The sequence below is a fragment of the Streptomyces filamentosus genome, from assembly GCF_014654895.1.
In the GTDB taxonomy this organism is placed as follows: Bacteria; Actinomycetota; Actinomycetes; order Streptomycetales; family Streptomycetaceae; genus Streptomyces; species Streptomyces filamentosus.
This window is the reverse complement of record NZ_BNBE01000001.1, coordinates 2,810,168-2,826,853: the sequence shown is the minus strand read 5'-3', so window position 1 is coordinate 2,826,853 and position 16,686 is coordinate 2,810,168. Positions and strand designations below refer to the sequence as shown.

Here is a 16,686-nt window from a genome sequence, read left to right as displayed (position 1 = left end):
CCCGGCCGCGTAAGTTGGGGCATATGGCACGATCCCCACGGTCCGGGCGGCCCGAACAGTCCCGACGGCCGGAGCGGTCCGGACGACCGGAACGGCCCGGCCGTCTCGTCCCGCCCGTGTGGCTCACCGCCGGGCTGAAGCCCGCGCCCACGCCCGTGCCGTGGGCCGCCGTCCTGCGGGCGTCGCTGGCGCTGTCGCTGCCGCTCGCGGTGGGACTGGCCGTGGACCGGCCGGCGTACGGCGCGCTCGTGTCCATGGGGGCGCTGTCCGGGGTCATCGGCGACACCGCCGACGCGTACCGGATGCGGATCTTCAACATCGCCGTGCCGCAGTGCTTCGGCGCGCTCGGCGTCACCCTCGGCACGCTCGTGTTCGGGCACGGCTGGGTCGCGGTCGGGACGCTCACGCTCGTCGCGCTCGTCTCCGGGATGATCTCGTCGATCGGTGCGGTCGCCTCCGCCTCCGGACTGCTGCTGCTCCTCAACGCCGTCGTCGGCGCCGGACTGCCCATGCCGGACCCCTGGTGGAAGGCCCCGCTGCTGCTCGGCGTCGGCGGGCTCGTCGTCCTGGCGCTGACGCTGCTCGGCTGGCCGCTGCGCCGGGCCGGGCCCGAGCGGGCCGCGGTCGCCGCCACGTACCGGACGGTCGCCGAGCTGTACGAGGCCGCGGGCACCGACGCGTACCAGGAGAAGCGGCAGGCGGTGACCGCCTCGCTCAACCAGTCGTACGACCTGATCCTGGCCCGCCGCACCCGGCAGCACGGCCGCACCTCCTCGCTGGCCCGGCTGCTCGCCCAGCTCAACGTGCTGATCCCGCTCCTGGAGGCCGCGCCCGCCGCCGACCTGCGGGTCCGGGCGGTCGGCCCGCTGCCGCCGGAGGTCGCCGCCACGGTCCGCGACCTCGCCGACGCCGTGGAGACCGGCCGCACCGAACGGCCCGAGATCGTCCTCCCGCCGTCCGTCCGCCCCTCCGAGAAGGCCGTCGAGCACGCCCTGCGGCACGCCGCCACCGTCGTCCACGAGGCCGAACCCGACCCGTACGACGTCGACGACCGGCTCGGCAGGCCCGCCTCCCTCGCCGTCCGCGCCCGCCGCGCCGCCCGCACGGTGCTGCTCTCCGAGCCGTCCTGGCGGTACGGGCTGCGCCTGGCGCTCTGCATCGGCCTCGCGCAGGCCCTCGTCTCGCTGATCGCGGTGCCCCGCTCGTACTGGGTCGCCCTCACCGTCACCTTCGTGATGAAGCCGGACTTCGGCTCGGTCTTCTCCCGCGCCGTACTGCGCGCCGTCGGCACCTGCCTGGGCCTGGTCGCCGCCGCGCTCGTCCTCGCCGAGGTGCCGCGCGGCTGGTGGGACGTGCCCGTGATGGCGGTGCTCGCCGCGCTCATCCCGGCCTGGTCGGCGAAGGGGTACGCCTTCCAGACCGCCGCCGTCACCCCCGTCATCCTGCTGCTGTCCGACGCCCTCAACCAGCAGGGCTTCGACCTCGTCCTGCCCCGCCTGTACGACTCCCTGATCGGCTGCGGCATCGCGCTCGTCGCCGGCTACCTGCTGTGGCCGGAGTCCTGGCACAGCCGGATCGGCGACCGGCTCGCCGACGCGGTCGCGGACACCGCCGCGTACGTGGACCGCGCCTTCGGGCCCGGCGCCGACGCGGGCCGGCTGCGGGCCCGGCGCAAGCTGTACCGGGACCTGTCGGCGGTCCGCTCCGAGTTCCAGCGGGCCCTCACCGAACCCCCGCCGACCGGCACCCGCGCCGCCGCCTGGTGGCCGCTCGCCATCGCCGTCGAACGGATCGTGGACGCCACCACCGCGGCCCGGATCCGGGTCGCGCACGGTGCCCCGCCGCCGGACCCCGCGGAGGTCACCGAAGTCGCCGGGGAACTGCGGGAACTGGCCGCCGGACTGCGCGCCTCCGACACCCTCGTCGCGGTCCGCAGCGCGCTGCCCGGCGACGAGGACGGCGTCCTCGCGCCGCTGCGCCACGAGGTCCGCGCGGCCCGTGCCATCGCCGGTCCCGAGCTGCGATAAACCCCTTCCGTGCCGGTACGCGGGGGAGCGCGGAAGCACTTACCGGCGGTCACGGAACGGAACCCTCCTGCCACCGTTACCGGATTCCACCGAGGCGACTACGATGCGCTCGACCGCACCGCCGTGATCCGCGCCCGCACCCCTGCCCGCGCCCGCCCCGGTCGGCCGACCGGCTCGCAGAACGGGCCGTTCCACCCTGCCCGCCCCCGCTCAGCCGCCTCCCCGAAGTCCCCCTGAGATCACCTGCATTCCCCTGAAGCCGCCTGAAGTCGCCCCGAGATCCGCCTGATCATCCCTTTCCCTCTCCCCCGCTCCTCCCTCCGTCGTCCGGAACCCCCCGCCCCCACCCCCAGGACTCCGAGGACACCCCCGTATGCGCACCACCACGAGCAGAGGGCTCCAGCCCAACGTCCTCGGCACCTTCGACACCATCGTGATGGCCGTCGCCGGCAGCGCCCCCGCCTACTCGCTCGCCGCCACGACCGCCGTCCTCTTCGGCGCCGTCGGCCTCGCCGGTCCCGCCGCGCTCCTCTACTGCGCGATACCGATGCTCGGCATCGTCCTCGCCTACGCCCGCCTCGGCCGGATCGACGTCAACGCCGGCGCCGGCTACTCCTGGGTGGGCCGCACCCTCCACCCCTTCCTCGGCTTCCTCTCCGGCTGGGCGCTGGTCTTCGCCGCCACCGTCTTCATGGTCGCGGGCTCGCTGCCCGCCGGGTCGCTCACCCTCGCCCTCCTCGCCCCGGACCTCGCCTCCTCGACGCCGCTCGCCGCCGCCGTCGGCGCCTGCTGGTTCCTGCTGATGCTCGGGGTCGTGCTGGGCGGCACCCGGCTCACCGTCCGGGCCCAACTCCTGATGTCGGGCGTCGAGATGGCCATCCTCCTCGCCTTCGTCGCGGCGGCGGTGGCGCACCGGGGCCGCGCGGTCGCCTTCGACTGGGGCTGGTTCGGCCTCGGCCACTTCCACGGCCCCGAGGGCTTCGCCGCGGGCGCGCTGATCGCCGCCTTCTACTACTGGGGCTGGGACGTCACCAGCAACCTCAGCGAGGAGACCCGGGACAGCCGCCGCACCGCCGGGCTCGCCGCGCTCGTCGGCGTCGGCTTCGTCTTCCTCCTCTTCGAGGCGTACACGGTCGCGGTGAACGTGCTGCTGCCCGCCGACCGCATCGAGGCCGCCGGGGCGAACGTGCTGGCCGTCCTCGGCCAGGAGATCTGGCCCGGCGTCGGCGGGAAGCTCCTCGTCGTCGCCGTGATCCTGTCCACGGTCGCGACCCTGGAGACCACCCTGCTCCAGGTGACCCGCTCGCTCTTCGCGATGGGCCGCGACCGCACCCTCCCCGCCGCCCTCGGCCGCGTCCACCGCCGCTGGAACACCCCGTGGGTCGCCGTCGCCGCCGTCGGCGCCGCCGCCCTCGCCCTCTTCGCCGCCGCGGCCGCCGCCGGCTCCGTCCAGCGGATCCTGCGGGACGCCGTCTCCGCGATCGGCCTCCAGATCGCCTTCTACTACGGCCTCGCCGGCATCGCCGCCGTCGTCGCCTACAAGTCCCTGCTGCTGCGGTCGGTGAAGAACTTCCTGCTGGGCGGGGTGTGGCCGCTGCTCGGCTCCGCGTTCATGCTGTGGGCCTTCGTCGCCTCGCTCGGCGAACTGTCCACCACAGCCCTCACCATCGGCCTCGGCGGCCTCGCCGCCGGACTCGTCCCGATGGCGGTCTACTGGCGCAAGGGCAGCGACTACTACCGCCCCGCCCGCCTGGACGCCTCCCGCGCCCTCGCCGCCGCCGGGGAGGCCGCCCCCGCACCCCCGCGCACCCGCCTGCGCGACAAGAGCTACGCCACGGACTTCTGACGACCACCGGCACAGCGAGGCAAGGAGGAGCCCCATGGGCGTACGCCGACGCGCCCTCAGGCGGCGGCGCGGTGAGCGGTTCGCTCCCGCATTCGACCCGGACTTCGGTGACCGCGCCCTGACGGAGGCCCGCCACGACATCGTGATCGGCCGCTGGCAGGGCGTGCGGAACCTGCTCGCCGCCACCGGCGACGACTGGGCCCGCCGCACCCACCGGATCCGGCTGCTCTCGCACGCCGCCGCGGGCAGCTCCACCGTCGAGACCTGGCGGGCCGCCGAACCGCACAGCGCGGACGCGGCGGTGCTGCGGGCGGCGACGGAGGTGGTACGGGTCTTCGACGCGGCCATCGCGGCCGGCCGGGGCGCCGCGATCGACCGGTCCCGCATCGACGCGGCCGTCGACGCCTGCCGGGGCGCGGCCGAGGCCGCCCCCGCCGACCCGATGCCGTGGGTGTCGCTGCTCTCGGTGGCCCGGCTGTACGAGGGCGGCGTGCCGCGCCGCGAACTGCGCTACTGGTTCGACGAGTTGCGCCGCCGCGACCCGTACAACACGGAGGGGCACGTGCAGGTGCTGCGCTACCTCTCGGCGCGCTGGCACGGCACCCACGGCTCCATGTACGACTTCGCGCGGGACGCGGCGGGCGTGGCGCCGCCCGGCTCGGCGCTGCCGGTGCTCGTGCAGGTGGCGCGGGTGGAGGAGTACCGCTACATCGCGGACGGAGCACTGGGGCGCGGGCCGGTCCGCGGCTTCGACCAGCACTGGAAGCACGAGCTGGCGGTGACCGAACTGCGGCGCACCCACGACCGCTGGATCCTCGGCCGGGACCGGTCCCTGCCGATCCCGCCCGAGGAGGTCGGCGACCTCAACTTCCTCGCCCACGCCGCCTGTCACGCGGGCCAGGCGGAGCTGGCGCGGGAGCTGATGGAACTGCTCGGGGCGCGGGCGGCCTGGGTCCCGTGGTCGTACACCGGCGACCCGGAGGAGCAGTTCACCCGCTTCCGGGAGGGCCTGGGGGTCGGCTGACCGGCCCCGGGCCCTCCCGGGCCCCGCGGACGGGCGGGGTCAGACGCCGATGTCGCGGCCGTCGGCGCGCCAGACCGAGACGACGGACGGGCGGACGATCTTGCCGGGGCCGTCGGGCCAGGTGGAGGCCGGCTTCTCCACGGAGGCGCCGTCGATCTCGCCCGGGTGCTGCACCGCCACGAGGACGCGGCGGTCCTGGATGAGCGGGCCGCAGGTCTCGGCGCCCTTGGGGACGGTGAGGAACTGCTTCAGCTCACCGCGGCGGTCGCCGTGCACGGCCACGCCGAAGAGGCCGTCGTGGGAGCCGAGCTGGTTGCCGTCCGTGGAGATCCACAGGTTGCCGTGCGGGTCGAAGGCCACGTTGTCCGGGCAGGAGATCGGGGAGACCTTCTCCTTCGGGTAGCCGGCGAAGTAGGTGGCCGGGTCGTTCGGGTCGCCGGCGACGAGGAAGAGGCGCCAGGCGAAGCCGTCCGAGGCCGGGTCGTCCCAGTGCTCGGCGAGCTCCAGGATCTGCCCGTGCTTGTTGAGGTTGCGCGGGTTGGCCTCGTCGGCGCCCGGGTTGGTGCCCTTGCCGCGGTTGGTGTTGTTCGTCAGCGCGACGTAGACGCGGCCGGTGCGCGGCGACGGCTCGACGTCCTCGGGGCGGTCCATCTTCGTCGCGCCCGCCTTGTCGCCGGCGATCCGGGTGAAGACGAAGACCTCCTCGGCGGTCATGCCGGGCACGTGCGAGACGGCGCCGTCGGGACCGGCCGTGGCCAGCGGGATCCAGGTGCCGGAGCCGTCGAACTCGCCGTCGTTCGGGAGCTTGCCCGTGCCGTCGATCTCGGCCGCCGGGGAGTCGCCGGTCAGCTTCGCGACGTACAGGGTGCCCTCGTCGAGCAGGGTGAGGTTGTGCGCGCGGGCCCGGCGCGAGTCGCCCTTCATCATCCGCTTCGAGGAGACGAACTTGTAGAAGTAGTCGAAGCGCTCGTCGTCGCCCATGTAGACGACCGGGCGGCCGTCCTCGGTGAGGCGCGGCTGCGCGGCCTCGTGCTTGAAGCGGCCGAGCGCGGTGCGCTTCCTCGGCGTCGACTCCGGGTCGTACGGGTCGAGTTCGACGACCCAGCCGAAGCGGTGCGGCTCGTTCGGCTCCTGCGCGACGTCGAACCGCTTGTCGAACCGCTCCCACTTGCGCTCGGTGGCGCCGGCGCCGATGCCGTACCGCTTGTCCGTGGCGGACGAGCCGTGGGCGAAGTACTGGTTGAAGTTCTCCTCGCCGTGGAGGGTGGTGCCCCACGGGGTCGTGCCGCCCGCGCAGTTGTTGAGCGTGCCGAGGACGGTGCGGCCCGCCGGGTCCGCGGAGGTCCGCACCAGGGCGGAGCCCGCGGCGGGTCCGGTCAGCTCGAAGGCGCTGGTGGTGTGCAGGCGGCGGTTCAGGTGGTGCCGGGAGACCGCGGTGAGCCTGCCGGTGCGGTGCTCCTCCTGCACGACGACGACGGAGAGGCCGTGCGCGGCCCACGCCACCTCGACCTGCTCGCGGGTCGGGTTCTCGGCGTCGTAGCCGCGGAACATCAGGATCTCGTCGGTGTACTCGTGGTTGGCGACGAGCACCTGGCGGTCGCGCTCCCCGCGCAGCGGCAGCAGGGAGAGGAAGTCGTTGTTGTAGCCGAACTGCTTGGCCTGCGCGGCGGCCGTCTGGTTCTCGGCGTCGAAGGCGGGGGCGCCGCGGAGGATCGGCTCGCCCCACCGGATGACGACGTTCTGGCCGTAGCCGGAGGGAACGGTGACCTGGTCGGCGGTGTTCGGCGCGACCGGCGCGAAACGGAGGCCGCGGGCACCGTCGGCCTTCGGCGCGGAGCCGTGGCCGGGCCTGCCGCCCGGGTGGGCCTGCGCCTCCTGCGCACCGCCGAGGACGAGCGAACCGCCGGCGGCGGAGGCGACCGTCACCACGGCGGCGGCGCGCAGTGTGGAGCGACGGGACAGCACACCGGCTATGACGTCACCCGCGTACGCGTTGTCGCTGGTGTTCGGCACCTCCTGGAAGCAGGCGTCGCCGCAGCGGAACCGGCAGGTGAGCGCGGAACGTCCGCCTCCGTGGGCGTGGGCGCCGATCAGCGGCAGCAGCTTGCGCACTTCGTCCTCCTCCGGCGCAGCACTGCGCCGACATGGTGTCGGGAATCCGTTCGGCCGTGACGCTATGTGCGCATCTCTGCACGGGGGAGGCGACGGAGTGAACGCCCGATGAATGCGCGGCGACCGCGGCAGACGGGGTCCCTGGAACCGGAGGACGCGGCCGCTAACCTTACGTGTCCGCCCTGGCCAGGGATGAAGGACGCATACCGCATCCAACTCATGCGAAAGGGTTCGCCCATGGGTATTCGGAGCTTGCTGCGCAAGGTGTTCGGCCGCGACCGCGAGGAGTCGGCCGCCCCCTCCGTGCCGCCCCAGTCCCGCGAACCCCACGACACCTCCGCGGAAGCCGTCGGGCCCGCGGGGTCGGCCGCCTCCGCGGACCTCGCGACGCCCGCCGCCCTCCCGGAGCCGGAGACCGCCCGGACGGAGCCGGAGGCCGCCGGGCCCGAGTCCGTCGTGGCGGAGACCGTCACGGCGGAGCAGCACCCCGCCACGGACGTCCCTGAACCCCGCGAGGCCCCGAAGCCCGCCGAGGCCCCCGAGCCCTCCGAGGCCGCCGCCCGCAAGGCGGCCGACGACCTCGTGGCCGCCGCCTTCGACAACCCCCAGATCCCGAAGGCCCGCACGGCACCGGCGGAGACGGCCGAGGCGGCCGAGCCCGAGGCGGAGCCGAAGGCCGTCGAGCCGGAGCCGAAGGTTGCCGAGGCTGAGACCTTCGAGCCGGAGCCGAAGGTTGCCGAGGCTGAGACCTTCGAGCCGGAGCCGAAGGTTGCCGAGGCTGAGACCTTCGAGCCGGAGCCGAAGGTTGCCGAGGCTGAGACCTTCGAGCCGGAGCCGAAGGTTGCCGAGGCTGAGACCTTCGAGCCGGAGCCGAAGGTTGCCGAGGCTGAGGCCGTGAAGGCCGAGGCCGTCGTGACGGAGCCGGAGGCCGCCGTGACGGAGCCGGAGGCCGCCGTGACGGAGCCGGAGGCTGTCGACCCGGAGCCGGAGTCTGTCGACCCGAAGGCCGTCGAGGCAGCGATCGTCGAGCCGGAGCCGGAGGCCGCCGAGTCCGCCGCCGCGGAGGAGCCGGCGGCTGCGGCCGAGGCGGTCGACGCGGAGCCGGAGGCGACCGCCGTCGCCGAGCCCCGGGCCGAGGTCGCCGAGCCGGAGGTCACCGAGCCTGAGATCGCCGAACCGGAGGCCGTGACGGCGGCTGCGGAGCCGGAGACCGTCCCTGAGGCACCCGAGGTCCCCGAGTCCCCCGAGGCCGAGGTGCGGGCCGAGCCCGAGACGGTCCCGGCGCAGCCGGAGGCCGACGCCGACACGGCCACCGCCCTCGGCACGGGCACCACCGCCGTCACCGGCACCGACGCCGGCACCGACACCGACGCCCCCGCGCGGCCCGCCGTCTCGCTCGCGCGGGTCAGGACGGCCGCGCCGCACCTCGTGGAGGCGTACAAGGCGGCGGGGGCGGCGCTGCGGAAGGAAGGGCTCGCGGGGGCGCGGGCCCGGGTGTACCTGGTGGTCGACCGGTCCGGTTCGATGCGCGGGTACTTCAAGGACGGGTCGGTGCAGCGGCTCGCCGAGCAGACCGTGGCGCTGGCCGCGCACCTGGACGAGGAGGCGACCGTCACGACGGTGTTCTTCTCGACCGACGTCGACGGCGTCGTGGACCTCACGCCCGCCGGGCTCACCCCCACCCGCGTCGAGGAGATCAACGCGGGCCTGGGCCGGCTGGGCCGGACGAACTACCACCGGGCCGTCGAGGAGGTCCTCGCCCACCACGCGAAGGGCGACGCGGACCGCCCCGCGCTGGTGGTCTTCCAGACGGACGGCGCCCCCGAGTCCCGTGCCGCCGCGGCCCAGGCCCTGGCGGAGGCGGCGGACCGCCCGGTGCACTGGCGGTTCACCGCGTGGGGCGAGGAGGACAACAAGGCGTTCGACTTCCTCCGGAAGCTCACCGCCGACCGTACGGCGACGCACTTCGCGGGCCCGGCCCCGGCCGAGGCCCCGCACGCGGCGTTCTACCGGGGCGTCCTCGCGGACCTCCACCTCTGACCGCCCCGGGCCCCCGCCCGGGGCCCCGCTCCGTCTCCGCCCGCTCGCCCCCTGCTCCCCGTCGATATCGATGTGAGTGGATCTTCGTCTGGCCGTTAGGATTTCGACCATGGCGGCCACTGGATCCGAGAAGCAGGGGGCGAAGGCGTTCTACGTCACGACCCCCATCTACTACGTCAACGACGCTCCTCACCTGGGCCACGCCTACACGACCGTCGCAGGCGACGTGCTCACGCGCTGGCACCGTCAGCGCGGCGAGAAGGTGTGGTACCTCACCGGCACGGACGAGCACGGTCAGAAGATCATGCGCACGGCCGAGGCGAACGACGTCACGCCTCAGGCATGGTGCGACAAGCTCGTGGAGGAGGCGTGGAAGCCCCTCTGGAAGCACCTGGACATCGCGAACGACGACTTCATCCGCACCACGCAGAAGCGTCACACGGACCGCGTCCAGGAGTTCGTGCAGGACCTGTACGACAAGGGCGAGATCTACAAGGGCGGCTACGAGGGCCCGTACTGCGTGGGCTGTGAGGAGTTCAAGCTCCCGGGCGATCTCATCGAGGCCGAGGACGGCACGAAGCTGTGCCCGATCCACAAGAGGCCGGTGGAGATCCTCAAGGAGGAGAACTACTTCTTCAAGCTGAGCGAGTACGGCCCGAAGCTGCTGGAGTTCTACGAGGCGAACCCGGGCTTCATCCAGCCCGAGTCGGCCCGCAACGAGGTCGTGAACTTCGTCAAGCAGGGCCTGGAGGACCTCTCCATCTCGCGCTCGACGTTCGACTGGGGCATCCCGGTGCCGTGGGACAGCGAGCACGTGATCTACGTGTGGATCGACGCGCTGCTGAACTACGCGACGGCCGTCGGCTACAACGAGAACCCGGAGAAGTTCGACGAGACCTTCCCGGCGAACGTCCACCTCATCGGCAAGGACATCCTCCGCTTCCACGCGGTGATCTGGCCGGCGATGCTGATGGCGCAGGGCCTCCCCACGCCGGGCCGGGTCGTGGCCAACGGCTGGCTGATGGTCGGCGGCGAGAAGATGTCGAAGTCGAACCTGACCGGCATCAAGCCTCAGGACCTGACCTCGCACTTCGGCGTGGACGCGTACCGCTGGTACTTCCTCCGCGCGATCGCGTTCGGCCAGGACGGCTCGTTCTCGTGGGAGGACTTCACCGCCCGCTACACCTCCGAGCTGGCCAACGACTACGGCAACCTCGCCTCCCGCGTGGCGGCGATGGTCGGCAAGTACTTCGACGGCGCGCTGCCGGCCTCGACGGCCGACGGCGACGCGGAGAAGGCGATCCACGAGGGCCTGGCGAAGGCCGTCGCGACGGCCGACGCGAAGATCGGCGAGGAGGTCGACTTCCAGGGCGGCATCCTGGCGGTCTTCGACTTCGTGAAGCAGGTCAACGGCTACATCACCGAGCAGGAGCCGTGGAAGGTCGCGAAGGACGAGTCGGAGGAGGGCCGGGCCCGCCTGGCGACGATCCTCTACACGGCCGCCGAGTCCCTCCGCGCGGTCGCGGTCCTGCTGAACCCGATCATGCCGGACACCTCCCAGAAGCTCTGGGACTCCCTCGGCGCCGAGGCGTCCCTGGGCGCCCTGGCCGACCAGCCGGTGCAGGACGCCGCCCGCTGGGGCCTGCTCCCGGCCGGTGCGACGGTGACGAAGGGCGCGGTGCTCTTCCCGCGCCTGGAGGAGCCGAAGAAGGACTGACGTCCGCGCCCGCGCGCCCGCACGGCGAAGGCCGCCGCACCCTCCCGGGGCGGCGGCCTTCGCCGTGCTCACATCAGGGCGAGCGCGGCGGCGGCCGGCGCCATGTACACCAGCGGGAACGGCACGTGCCCGTACGCCTTCGCCCGGACCACGGTGATCACCGCCCCCGCGAAGTACAGCACCACCCCGACCGCCGCCGCCGCGCCGATCACCGGCACCCAGAAGCCCACGACCAGCCCCGCCGCCCCCGCCAGCTTGAGCAGCCCCAGCACGTTCCACCACGACCGCGGCACCCCGTAGGCGGCCAGCGGCTCGACGACGAACTTCGCGCGGAAGAGCACCGCCGCTCCCGAGAAGCCCGCCATGAAGGCGGCGACGGCGGTGACGACGGTGGCGGTGGTGGTCATCGGGGCTCCCCGGGCTGTGGGCCCCTGGAGGGGCCGTCCACCCCACTGACGGAGCGGCCGCCCCCGGTGTGACGGCCCCCGCGAGAGAACTTCGACACGTCTTCATGGAAACAAAAGTTCCCTAAGCCGTGATCCGTAAACTACAGTTTCCCCATGACGTCCGCAGCAGACCTCCCCGCAGAAGAGCTGACCGTCCTCGAAACGGCGCTCCACGACGCCCTCGCCCCCCTCGCCTCCACCCTCCGCGCCCGCGCCACCGGCCGGGCCGAGGACGAGATGTGGAAGGGCGAGCCGGTCGACATCGCCCTCTCCGTCCTGGCCGCCTGGAAGGTGGTGGACCAGGAGGTCAGACGCCTCACCGCCATCGCCGCCGGCACCGCGGGGGCCTACGGCGCGAGCTACGAGCAGCTCGGCGCCGTCTGGGGCATCACCCGCCAGGGCGCCCGCAAGAAGTGGCCCGACGCCGTCACCCGCCCCGCCCCCGGCGCCACCGCCCTCACCCTCTTCGGCGGCCGCGCCGAACTCACCCCCACCGACACCACCTGGACCTGGACCGCCACCGCCGCCGACGGCACCCGAACCCCTCCCACCCCCGCCCCCACCAAAGAAGAAGCCGCGGCCCTCGCCGGCGCCTTCCTGAAGGAGCACACCCGTTGAGCGGAGAAACGGCGGGGACGGCGGACGGAGCCCGGGCCGAAAAGAGCCGGACCGAAGCGACGCGGGCCGAAACGATCCGGGCGGAACCGATACCGACCGCGCGGCTGGAGCTCGTGCCGTTGGAGGTGGGGCACGCCGAGGAGATGGTGGGGGTGCTGGGGGATCCGGCGCTGCACCGGTTCATCGGGGGTGCGCCGGAGGGGCTGGAGGAGTTGCGGGCGCGGTACGCGCGGTGGGAGGGCGGGGCGCCCGAGGCGGGGACCAGCTGGTGCAACTGGGTGGTCCGGGAGCGGGACGGGGGGCGGCTCGTGGGGACGGTGCAGGCGACCGTCGCCGGCGGGGTCGCCGAGGTCGCCTGGGTCGTCGGGACGGCCCGGCAGGGTCGGGGGTACGCCCGGGAGGCGGCCGGCGCGCTCGTCGGGTGGCTGCGGCCCCGGGTCCGGGGCGTCGTCGCGCACGTGCACCCCGGGCACGCCGCGTCCGCCGCCGTGGCCCGCGCCGCCGGGCTCGTGCCCACCGGGGAGGTCCTGGACGGGGAGGTGCGCTGGGAGTTCCCGGGGTGAACGGGGAAGGGCCCGGGAGCCGCACCGGCTCCCGGGCCCTTCACGCACGCGTCGGGCTCAGCGGGCCGCGTCCGGGTGGACCGCCTCGCTCACCGGGCGGTCGTCCGTCTTCGGGGCGGCCTTCTCGACCGGCTTGCGGAGCTGGATGTTCAGCTCGCGCAGGCGGGTCTCGTCGAGCTCGGTGGGGGCGCCCATCATGAGGTCCTGCGCGTTGCCGTTGAGCGGGAACGCGATGGTCTCGCGGATGTTCGGCTCGTCCGCGAGGAGCATGACGATGCGGTCCACGCCGGGGGCGATGCCGCCGTGCGGCGGAGCGCCGTACTGGAAGGCGCGGAGCATGCCGGCGAACTCGGACTCGACGGTCTCGCGGCTGTAGCCGGCGATCTCGAAGGCCTTGAACATGATGTCGGGCTCGTGGTTCCGGATGGCGCCGGAGGAGAGCTCGATGCCGTTGCAGACGATGTCGTACTGCCAGCCCAGGACGTCCAGCGGGTCCTTGGTCTCCAGGGCCTCCAGGCCGCCCTGGGGCATGGAGAAGGGGTTGTGCGAGAAGTCGATCTTGCCGGTCTCCTCGTCCTTCTCGTACATCGGGAAGTCGACGATCCACGCGAAGCGGAAGACGTTCTCCTCGAAGCGGCCGGCGCGCTTGGCGGCCTCGACCCGGACCGGGCCCATGATCTTGGAGACCTCGTCGAACTCGCCCGCGCCGAAGAAGACCGCGTGGCCGGGGGCGAGGCCGAGGCGCTCGGTGAGGACCTTGACGTCGTCCTCGGTGAGGAACTTGGCGATCGGACCGGTCAGGGCGTTGCCCTCGCCCACGCGGACCCAGGCCAGGCCCTTCGCGCCGAGCGAGACCGCGTAGTCGCCGAGGGAGTCGAAGAACTTCCGCGGCTGGTCGGCGGTGTCCGGGACGGCGAGCGCGCGGACGTGCTTGCCGGCGAACGCCTTGAACCCCGAGTCGGCGAAGACGTCGGTGAGGTCGACGAGCTCCAGGTCGGTGCGCAGGTCCGGCTTGTCGTTGCCGTACTTGAGCATCGACTCGCGGAACGGGATCCGCGGGAAGGGGGAGGTGACCTCGCGGCCGCCGCCGAACTCCTGGAAGAGCTCGGTCATGAGCTTCTCGATCGGCTGGAAGACGTCCTCCTGCTCGACGAAGCTCATCTCGACGTCGAGCTGGTAGAACTCGCCGGGCGAGCGGTCGGCGCGGGCGTCCTCGTCGCGGAAGCAGGGCGCGATCTGGAAGTAGCGGTCGAAGCCCGAGATCATGAACAGCTGCTTGAACTGCTGCGGGGCCTGCGGGAGCGCGTAGAACTTGCCCGGGTTGAGGCGGGACGGGACGACGAAGTCACGGGCGCCCTCGGGGGAGGTCGCGGTGAGGATCGGGGTCGCCATCTCGTTGAAGCCGAGGGCCACCATCTTGGAGCGGATGGCGGCGATGACGGCGGAGCGCAGCATGATGTTGCGGTGCATGCGCTCGCGGCGCAGGTCGAGGAAGCGGTACTCCAGGCGCCGCTCCTCGTTGACGCCGTCGTCGGCGTTGATGGTGAAGGGGATCTGCTTGGCGGCGCCGAGGATCTCGACCTCGGCGACCTCGACCTCGACCTCGCCGGTGGGCAGCTCGGCGTTGACGTTCTCGGCGCCGCGGGAGACGACCTTGCCGTCGACGCGGACGACGGATTCCTTCGTCAGCTTGTCGAGGGCCTCGTAGGCCGGGGTGCCGGGGCGGGCGACGAGCTGCGTGATGCCGTAGTGGTCGCGCAGATCGATGAAGAGGATGCCGCCCAGGTCGCGCCGATTGTGCAGCCAGCCGCTGAGCCGGACGTCGGTGCCGACGTCAGAGGCGCGGAGCTCGCCGCAGGTGTGGGACCTGTACCGATGCATCGTCGTTCATCCAGTCTTCGGGATTCAGGGGGAAAGCCGTGGCCGTGACGGCGTCAGGGCCGCCCCAAGCCTACCGGGACACCCAAGATCGCGATTCGAATACTCTCGGTGGCGACACGCTGTCCGATATTCATAAAGTGGGGCAATGCGCACCGAGGACGTCCTGGCCGCGATCGCCACGGGCCTGTGGCGCTGGGACAACGCTTCCGGGATCGTCTCGCTCGACGCCGAGGCCGCCCGGCTGCTCGGGCTGCCCGCGGAGCCGGTGCGGCTCACCGAGGCGGCGGTGCGGTCCCGCTTCCATCCGGTGGACTGGAACGAGATCGACGGCGTGGTCAACCTGGCGGTCGCCGAGGGCACGCTCGCCGAGGCCCGGCTGCGGATCATGGACGAGCGGGGCCGGGTGGTCCGCACGGTACGGAGCCGGTCCAAGCCGCTGATCGAGGGGAGCGACTACCAGCTGGTCGGCACGCTCCAGGAGGTGGCCGACCCGCAGCCGGGGACGGCCGGGCCGCACACCCCGATCACCGGCGACTGGCGGCGCTCGCGCGAGGCGTTCCTGCTGGACGCGGGCCGGGCACTCGCGGAGGCGCGGTCCACGGCCGAGGTGCTGCGGGTCGCGGCCTCCCTGTCGATGCCGGGCTTCTCCCCCGACGGGCTCGCGGTCTTCGGGATGGCGGGCGACCGGCTCACCGTGATCGGGCACCACGGGCAGCGGGACGGCGACGAGGGCCCCTTCACGTCGATGTCGCTGGCGACGGACTACCCGGCGGCGGAGGTGGTGCGGACCGGGCGGGCGATCTACCTGCCGTCCCCGGAGGAGTACCACCGCCGCTTCCCGACGACGTGGCCGCTGGCGGAGCGCTTCGACCGGCAGTCGTGGGCGTTCGTGCCGCTGGTGGTGGCGGGGCGGACCATGGGCGCCTGGATGGCCGCCTTCAAGCACCAGGTGGCGTTCACCCCCGACGAGCGGTCGGTGCTGACGACGGTGGCCCGGATGCTGGCCCAGGCGCTGGCCAGGGCCGGGGTCGCGGAGTCGGAGCGGGAGCTGTCGCTGGGCCTCCAGCGGACGATGATGCCGGTCCTCGGGCCGGGGATCCCGGGCATCCTGGTGGCCGCGCGGTACGTGCCGACCGGCGGCGGGCTCCAGGTCGGCGGCGACTGGTACGACATGATCCGGCTGCCCGGCGGCACGGCGGGCTCCCCCGGCCGCATCGCCCTGGTCATCGGCGACGTCCAGGGGCACGACGTGCGGGCGGCGGCGCTGATGGGCCAGCTGCGGATCGCGCTGCGGGCGTACGCCTCCGAGGGGCACCGGCCGGACGCGGTGCTCTCCCGGGCCTCGCGGTTCCTCTACGGGATGAACGACGGGTACGCCGGTGACGACGAGGGCCCCGGCACCGGCCCGCGCTTCGCGACCTGCCTGTACCTGGAGGTCGACCTGGAGACGGGCACGGTCGACATCGCCCGCGCGGGCCACCCGGACCCGGCAGTGCGGATGGTCGACGGAACGGTCCTGCTGCGGCCCACGGCCGGCGGGCTCCCGCTCGGCATCGACGCCGACGCCGACTACCCCACGACCCGGCTCACCCTGGACCCCGGCGAGACCCTCATGATCTGCACCGACGGCCTCCTGGAGACCGGCGGGCACGACCTCGACAGCGGCTGGGAACGGGTCAAGCGGCTCCTGGAGGCGCACCGGGGCGACGACCTGGAGGAGCTGGCCGACACCCTCGTGGAGGCCGTCCACGGGCCCGGCTCGCACCACACCACCGGGCCGCTGGCCGAGCGCCGCGAGGACGACATCGCCGTCCTGCTGCTCTCCCGCCGGCCCGCGACCCCGGGGCGCGAGACCCCGCGCCGCACCCTGATGACGATCGCCCAGGCGGAGCCGGAGCGGATCGCGGAGGCCCGCGAGCAGGTCCGGCAGCTGCTGCACGACTGGACGGACGGGGACCAGCTCGACGCGGCCGTCCTGATGGTCTCCGAGATGGTCACGAACGTGCTGGTCCACACGGACGGCGACGCCCTCCTGACCGCCGAGGTCGCCTGCGGCGGGAAGGGCCGCCGGCTGCGCGTCGAGGTCTCCGACGCCAGCGACGAACTCCCCCACAAGCGCCACCCCGGCGAGATGGCCTCCAGCGGCCGGGGCCTGGTCCTCATGGAGATGCTGGCGGACGCGTGGGGCGTGGAGCCGCGCGGCGAGGGCAAGACGATCTGGTTCGAGCTCACGGAGCCGGCGGGGGCGGAGGGCAACGGCGGGTAGCGGGGGCCGTACGGGAGAAGCCACGCGCGCGTGCAGGGCCCGTACGGGAAGAACCTCCGCACGCGCGCGTGGAGTTCCTACGGAAAAGGTCCGTCCGTGCGGAGCCCGTGGCGTGGCCCCGGGCCGCCCGGCGCTCGGTGCTGAAA

General features: G+C 73.3%; 11 protein-coding genes. 8 read left to right on the top strand and 3 right to left on the bottom strand.

Annotated features, from left to right (window positions below; all coding sequences use genetic code 11):
- The first annotated feature begins 23 nt into the window (after positions 1-23).
- The 3 genes from IE326_RS12760 (at position 24) to IE326_RS12750 (ending at position 4,897) form a co-directional block, all read left to right on the top strand.
- Positions 24-2,027 (top strand): FUSC family protein, encoded by a 2,004-nt coding sequence (locus IE326_RS12760; RefSeq protein WP_150229417.1) that lies wholly within the window; start codon positions 24-26, stop codon positions 2,025-2,027.
- Positions 2,028-2,400: 373 nt separating this feature from the next.
- A complete protein-coding gene (locus IE326_RS12755) occupies positions 2,401-3,873 on the top strand; it encodes an APC family permease (protein WP_190041559.1) in 1,473 nt (490 codons plus the stop codon).
- 34 nt (positions 3,874-3,907) lie between these two features.
- The gene (locus IE326_RS12750; protein ID WP_150229420.1) at positions 3,908-4,897 is read left to right on the top strand and encodes a hypothetical protein; all 990 of its coding nucleotides are present in this window, start codon (positions 3,908-3,910) and stop codon (positions 4,895-4,897) included.
- Between the two features lie 39 nt (positions 4,898-4,936).
- Here IE326_RS12750 and IE326_RS12745 read toward each other — a convergent pair whose 3' ends face one another.
- The gene (locus tag IE326_RS12745; RefSeq protein ID WP_190041558.1) at positions 4,937-7,009 is read right to left on the bottom strand and encodes a PhoX family protein; all 2,073 of its coding nucleotides are present in this window, start codon (positions 7,007-7,009) and stop codon (positions 4,937-4,939) included.
- A gap of 237 nt (positions 7,010-7,246) precedes the next feature.
- On the opposite strand from IE326_RS12745, the gene IE326_RS12740 reads away from it, so the two are divergent.
- On the top strand, positions 7,247-9,049 hold the full coding sequence (locus tag IE326_RS12740) for a VWA domain-containing protein (protein ID WP_190041557.1): 1,803 nt from the start codon (positions 7,247-7,249) through the stop codon (positions 9,047-9,049).
- 109 nt (positions 9,050-9,158) lie between these two features.
- On the top strand, positions 9,159-10,766 hold the full coding sequence (gene metG / locus IE326_RS12735) for a methionine--tRNA ligase (RefSeq protein ID WP_150229423.1): 1,608 nt from the start codon (positions 9,159-9,161) through the stop codon (positions 10,764-10,766).
- A gap of 68 nt (positions 10,767-10,834) precedes the next feature.
- Here metG and IE326_RS12730 read toward each other — a convergent pair whose 3' ends face one another.
- Positions 10,835-11,173 carry a DoxX family protein gene (locus tag IE326_RS12730; RefSeq protein ID WP_150229425.1) on the bottom strand — a complete coding sequence of 113 codons (339 nt, stop codon included), beginning with the start codon at positions 11,171-11,173 and terminating at the stop codon, positions 10,835-10,837.
- Positions 11,174-11,326: 153 nt separating this feature from the next.
- Between IE326_RS12730 and IE326_RS12725 the strand changes: the two genes are divergently transcribed.
- Together IE326_RS12725 and IE326_RS12720 are read left to right on the top strand one after the other, a co-directional pair.
- Positions 11,327-11,830: a hypothetical protein gene (locus tag IE326_RS12725; RefSeq protein ID WP_190041556.1), complete on the top strand. Its 504-nt coding sequence runs from the start codon at positions 11,327-11,329 to the stop codon at positions 11,828-11,830.
- A gap of 74 nt (positions 11,831-11,904) precedes the next feature.
- Positions 11,905-12,393: a GNAT family N-acetyltransferase gene (locus IE326_RS12720; protein WP_150232859.1), complete on the top strand. Its 489-nt coding sequence runs from the start codon at positions 11,905-11,907 to the stop codon at positions 12,391-12,393.
- Positions 12,394-12,450: 57 nt separating this feature from the next.
- On the opposite strand, the gene aspS is transcribed toward IE326_RS12720, so the two are convergent.
- Positions 12,451-14,274 (bottom strand): aspartate--tRNA ligase, encoded by a 1,824-nt coding sequence (aspS, locus tag IE326_RS12715; RefSeq protein WP_150229429.1) that lies wholly within the window; start codon positions 14,272-14,274, stop codon positions 12,451-12,453.
- Between the two features lie 145 nt (positions 14,275-14,419).
- Between aspS and IE326_RS12710 the strand changes: the two genes are divergently transcribed.
- Positions 14,420-16,540 carry an ATP-binding SpoIIE family protein phosphatase gene (locus IE326_RS12710; RefSeq protein ID WP_150229431.1) on the top strand — a complete coding sequence of 707 codons (2,121 nt, stop codon included), beginning with the start codon at positions 14,420-14,422 and terminating at the stop codon, positions 16,538-16,540.
- Positions 16,541-16,686: the final 146 nt, after the last annotated feature.

Excerpts from the sequence above, each read along its gene's own strand:
- IE326_RS12725 (WP_190041556.1), top strand. The coding sequence starts at position 11,327 with ATGACGTCCGCAGCAGACCTCCCCGCAGAAGAGCTGACCGTCCTCGAA.
- metG (WP_150229423.1), top strand. The coding sequence starts at position 9,159 with ATGGCGGCCACTGGATCCGAGAAGCAGGGGGCGAAGGCGTTCTACGTC.
- IE326_RS12755 (WP_190041559.1), top strand. The coding sequence starts at position 2,401 with ATGCGCACCACCACGAGCAGAGGGCTCCAGCCCAACGTCCTCGGCACC.
- IE326_RS12740 (WP_190041557.1), top strand. The coding sequence starts at position 7,247 with ATGGGTATTCGGAGCTTGCTGCGCAAGGTGTTCGGCCGCGACCGCGAG.
- IE326_RS12760 (WP_150229417.1), top strand. The coding sequence starts at position 24 with ATGGCACGATCCCCACGGTCCGGGCGGCCCGAACAGTCCCGACGGCCG.
- IE326_RS12710 (WP_150229431.1), top strand. The coding sequence starts at position 14,420 with ATGCGCACCGAGGACGTCCTGGCCGCGATCGCCACGGGCCTGTGGCGC.
- aspS (WP_150229429.1), bottom strand. The coding sequence starts at position 14,274 with ATGCATCGGTACAGGTCCCACACCTGCGGCGAGCTCCGCGCCTCTGAC.
- IE326_RS12750 (WP_150229420.1), top strand. The coding sequence starts at position 3,908 with ATGGGCGTACGCCGACGCGCCCTCAGGCGGCGGCGCGGTGAGCGGTTC.
- IE326_RS12730 (WP_150229425.1), bottom strand. The coding sequence starts at position 11,173 with ATGACCACCACCGCCACCGTCGTCACCGCCGTCGCCGCCTTCATGGCG.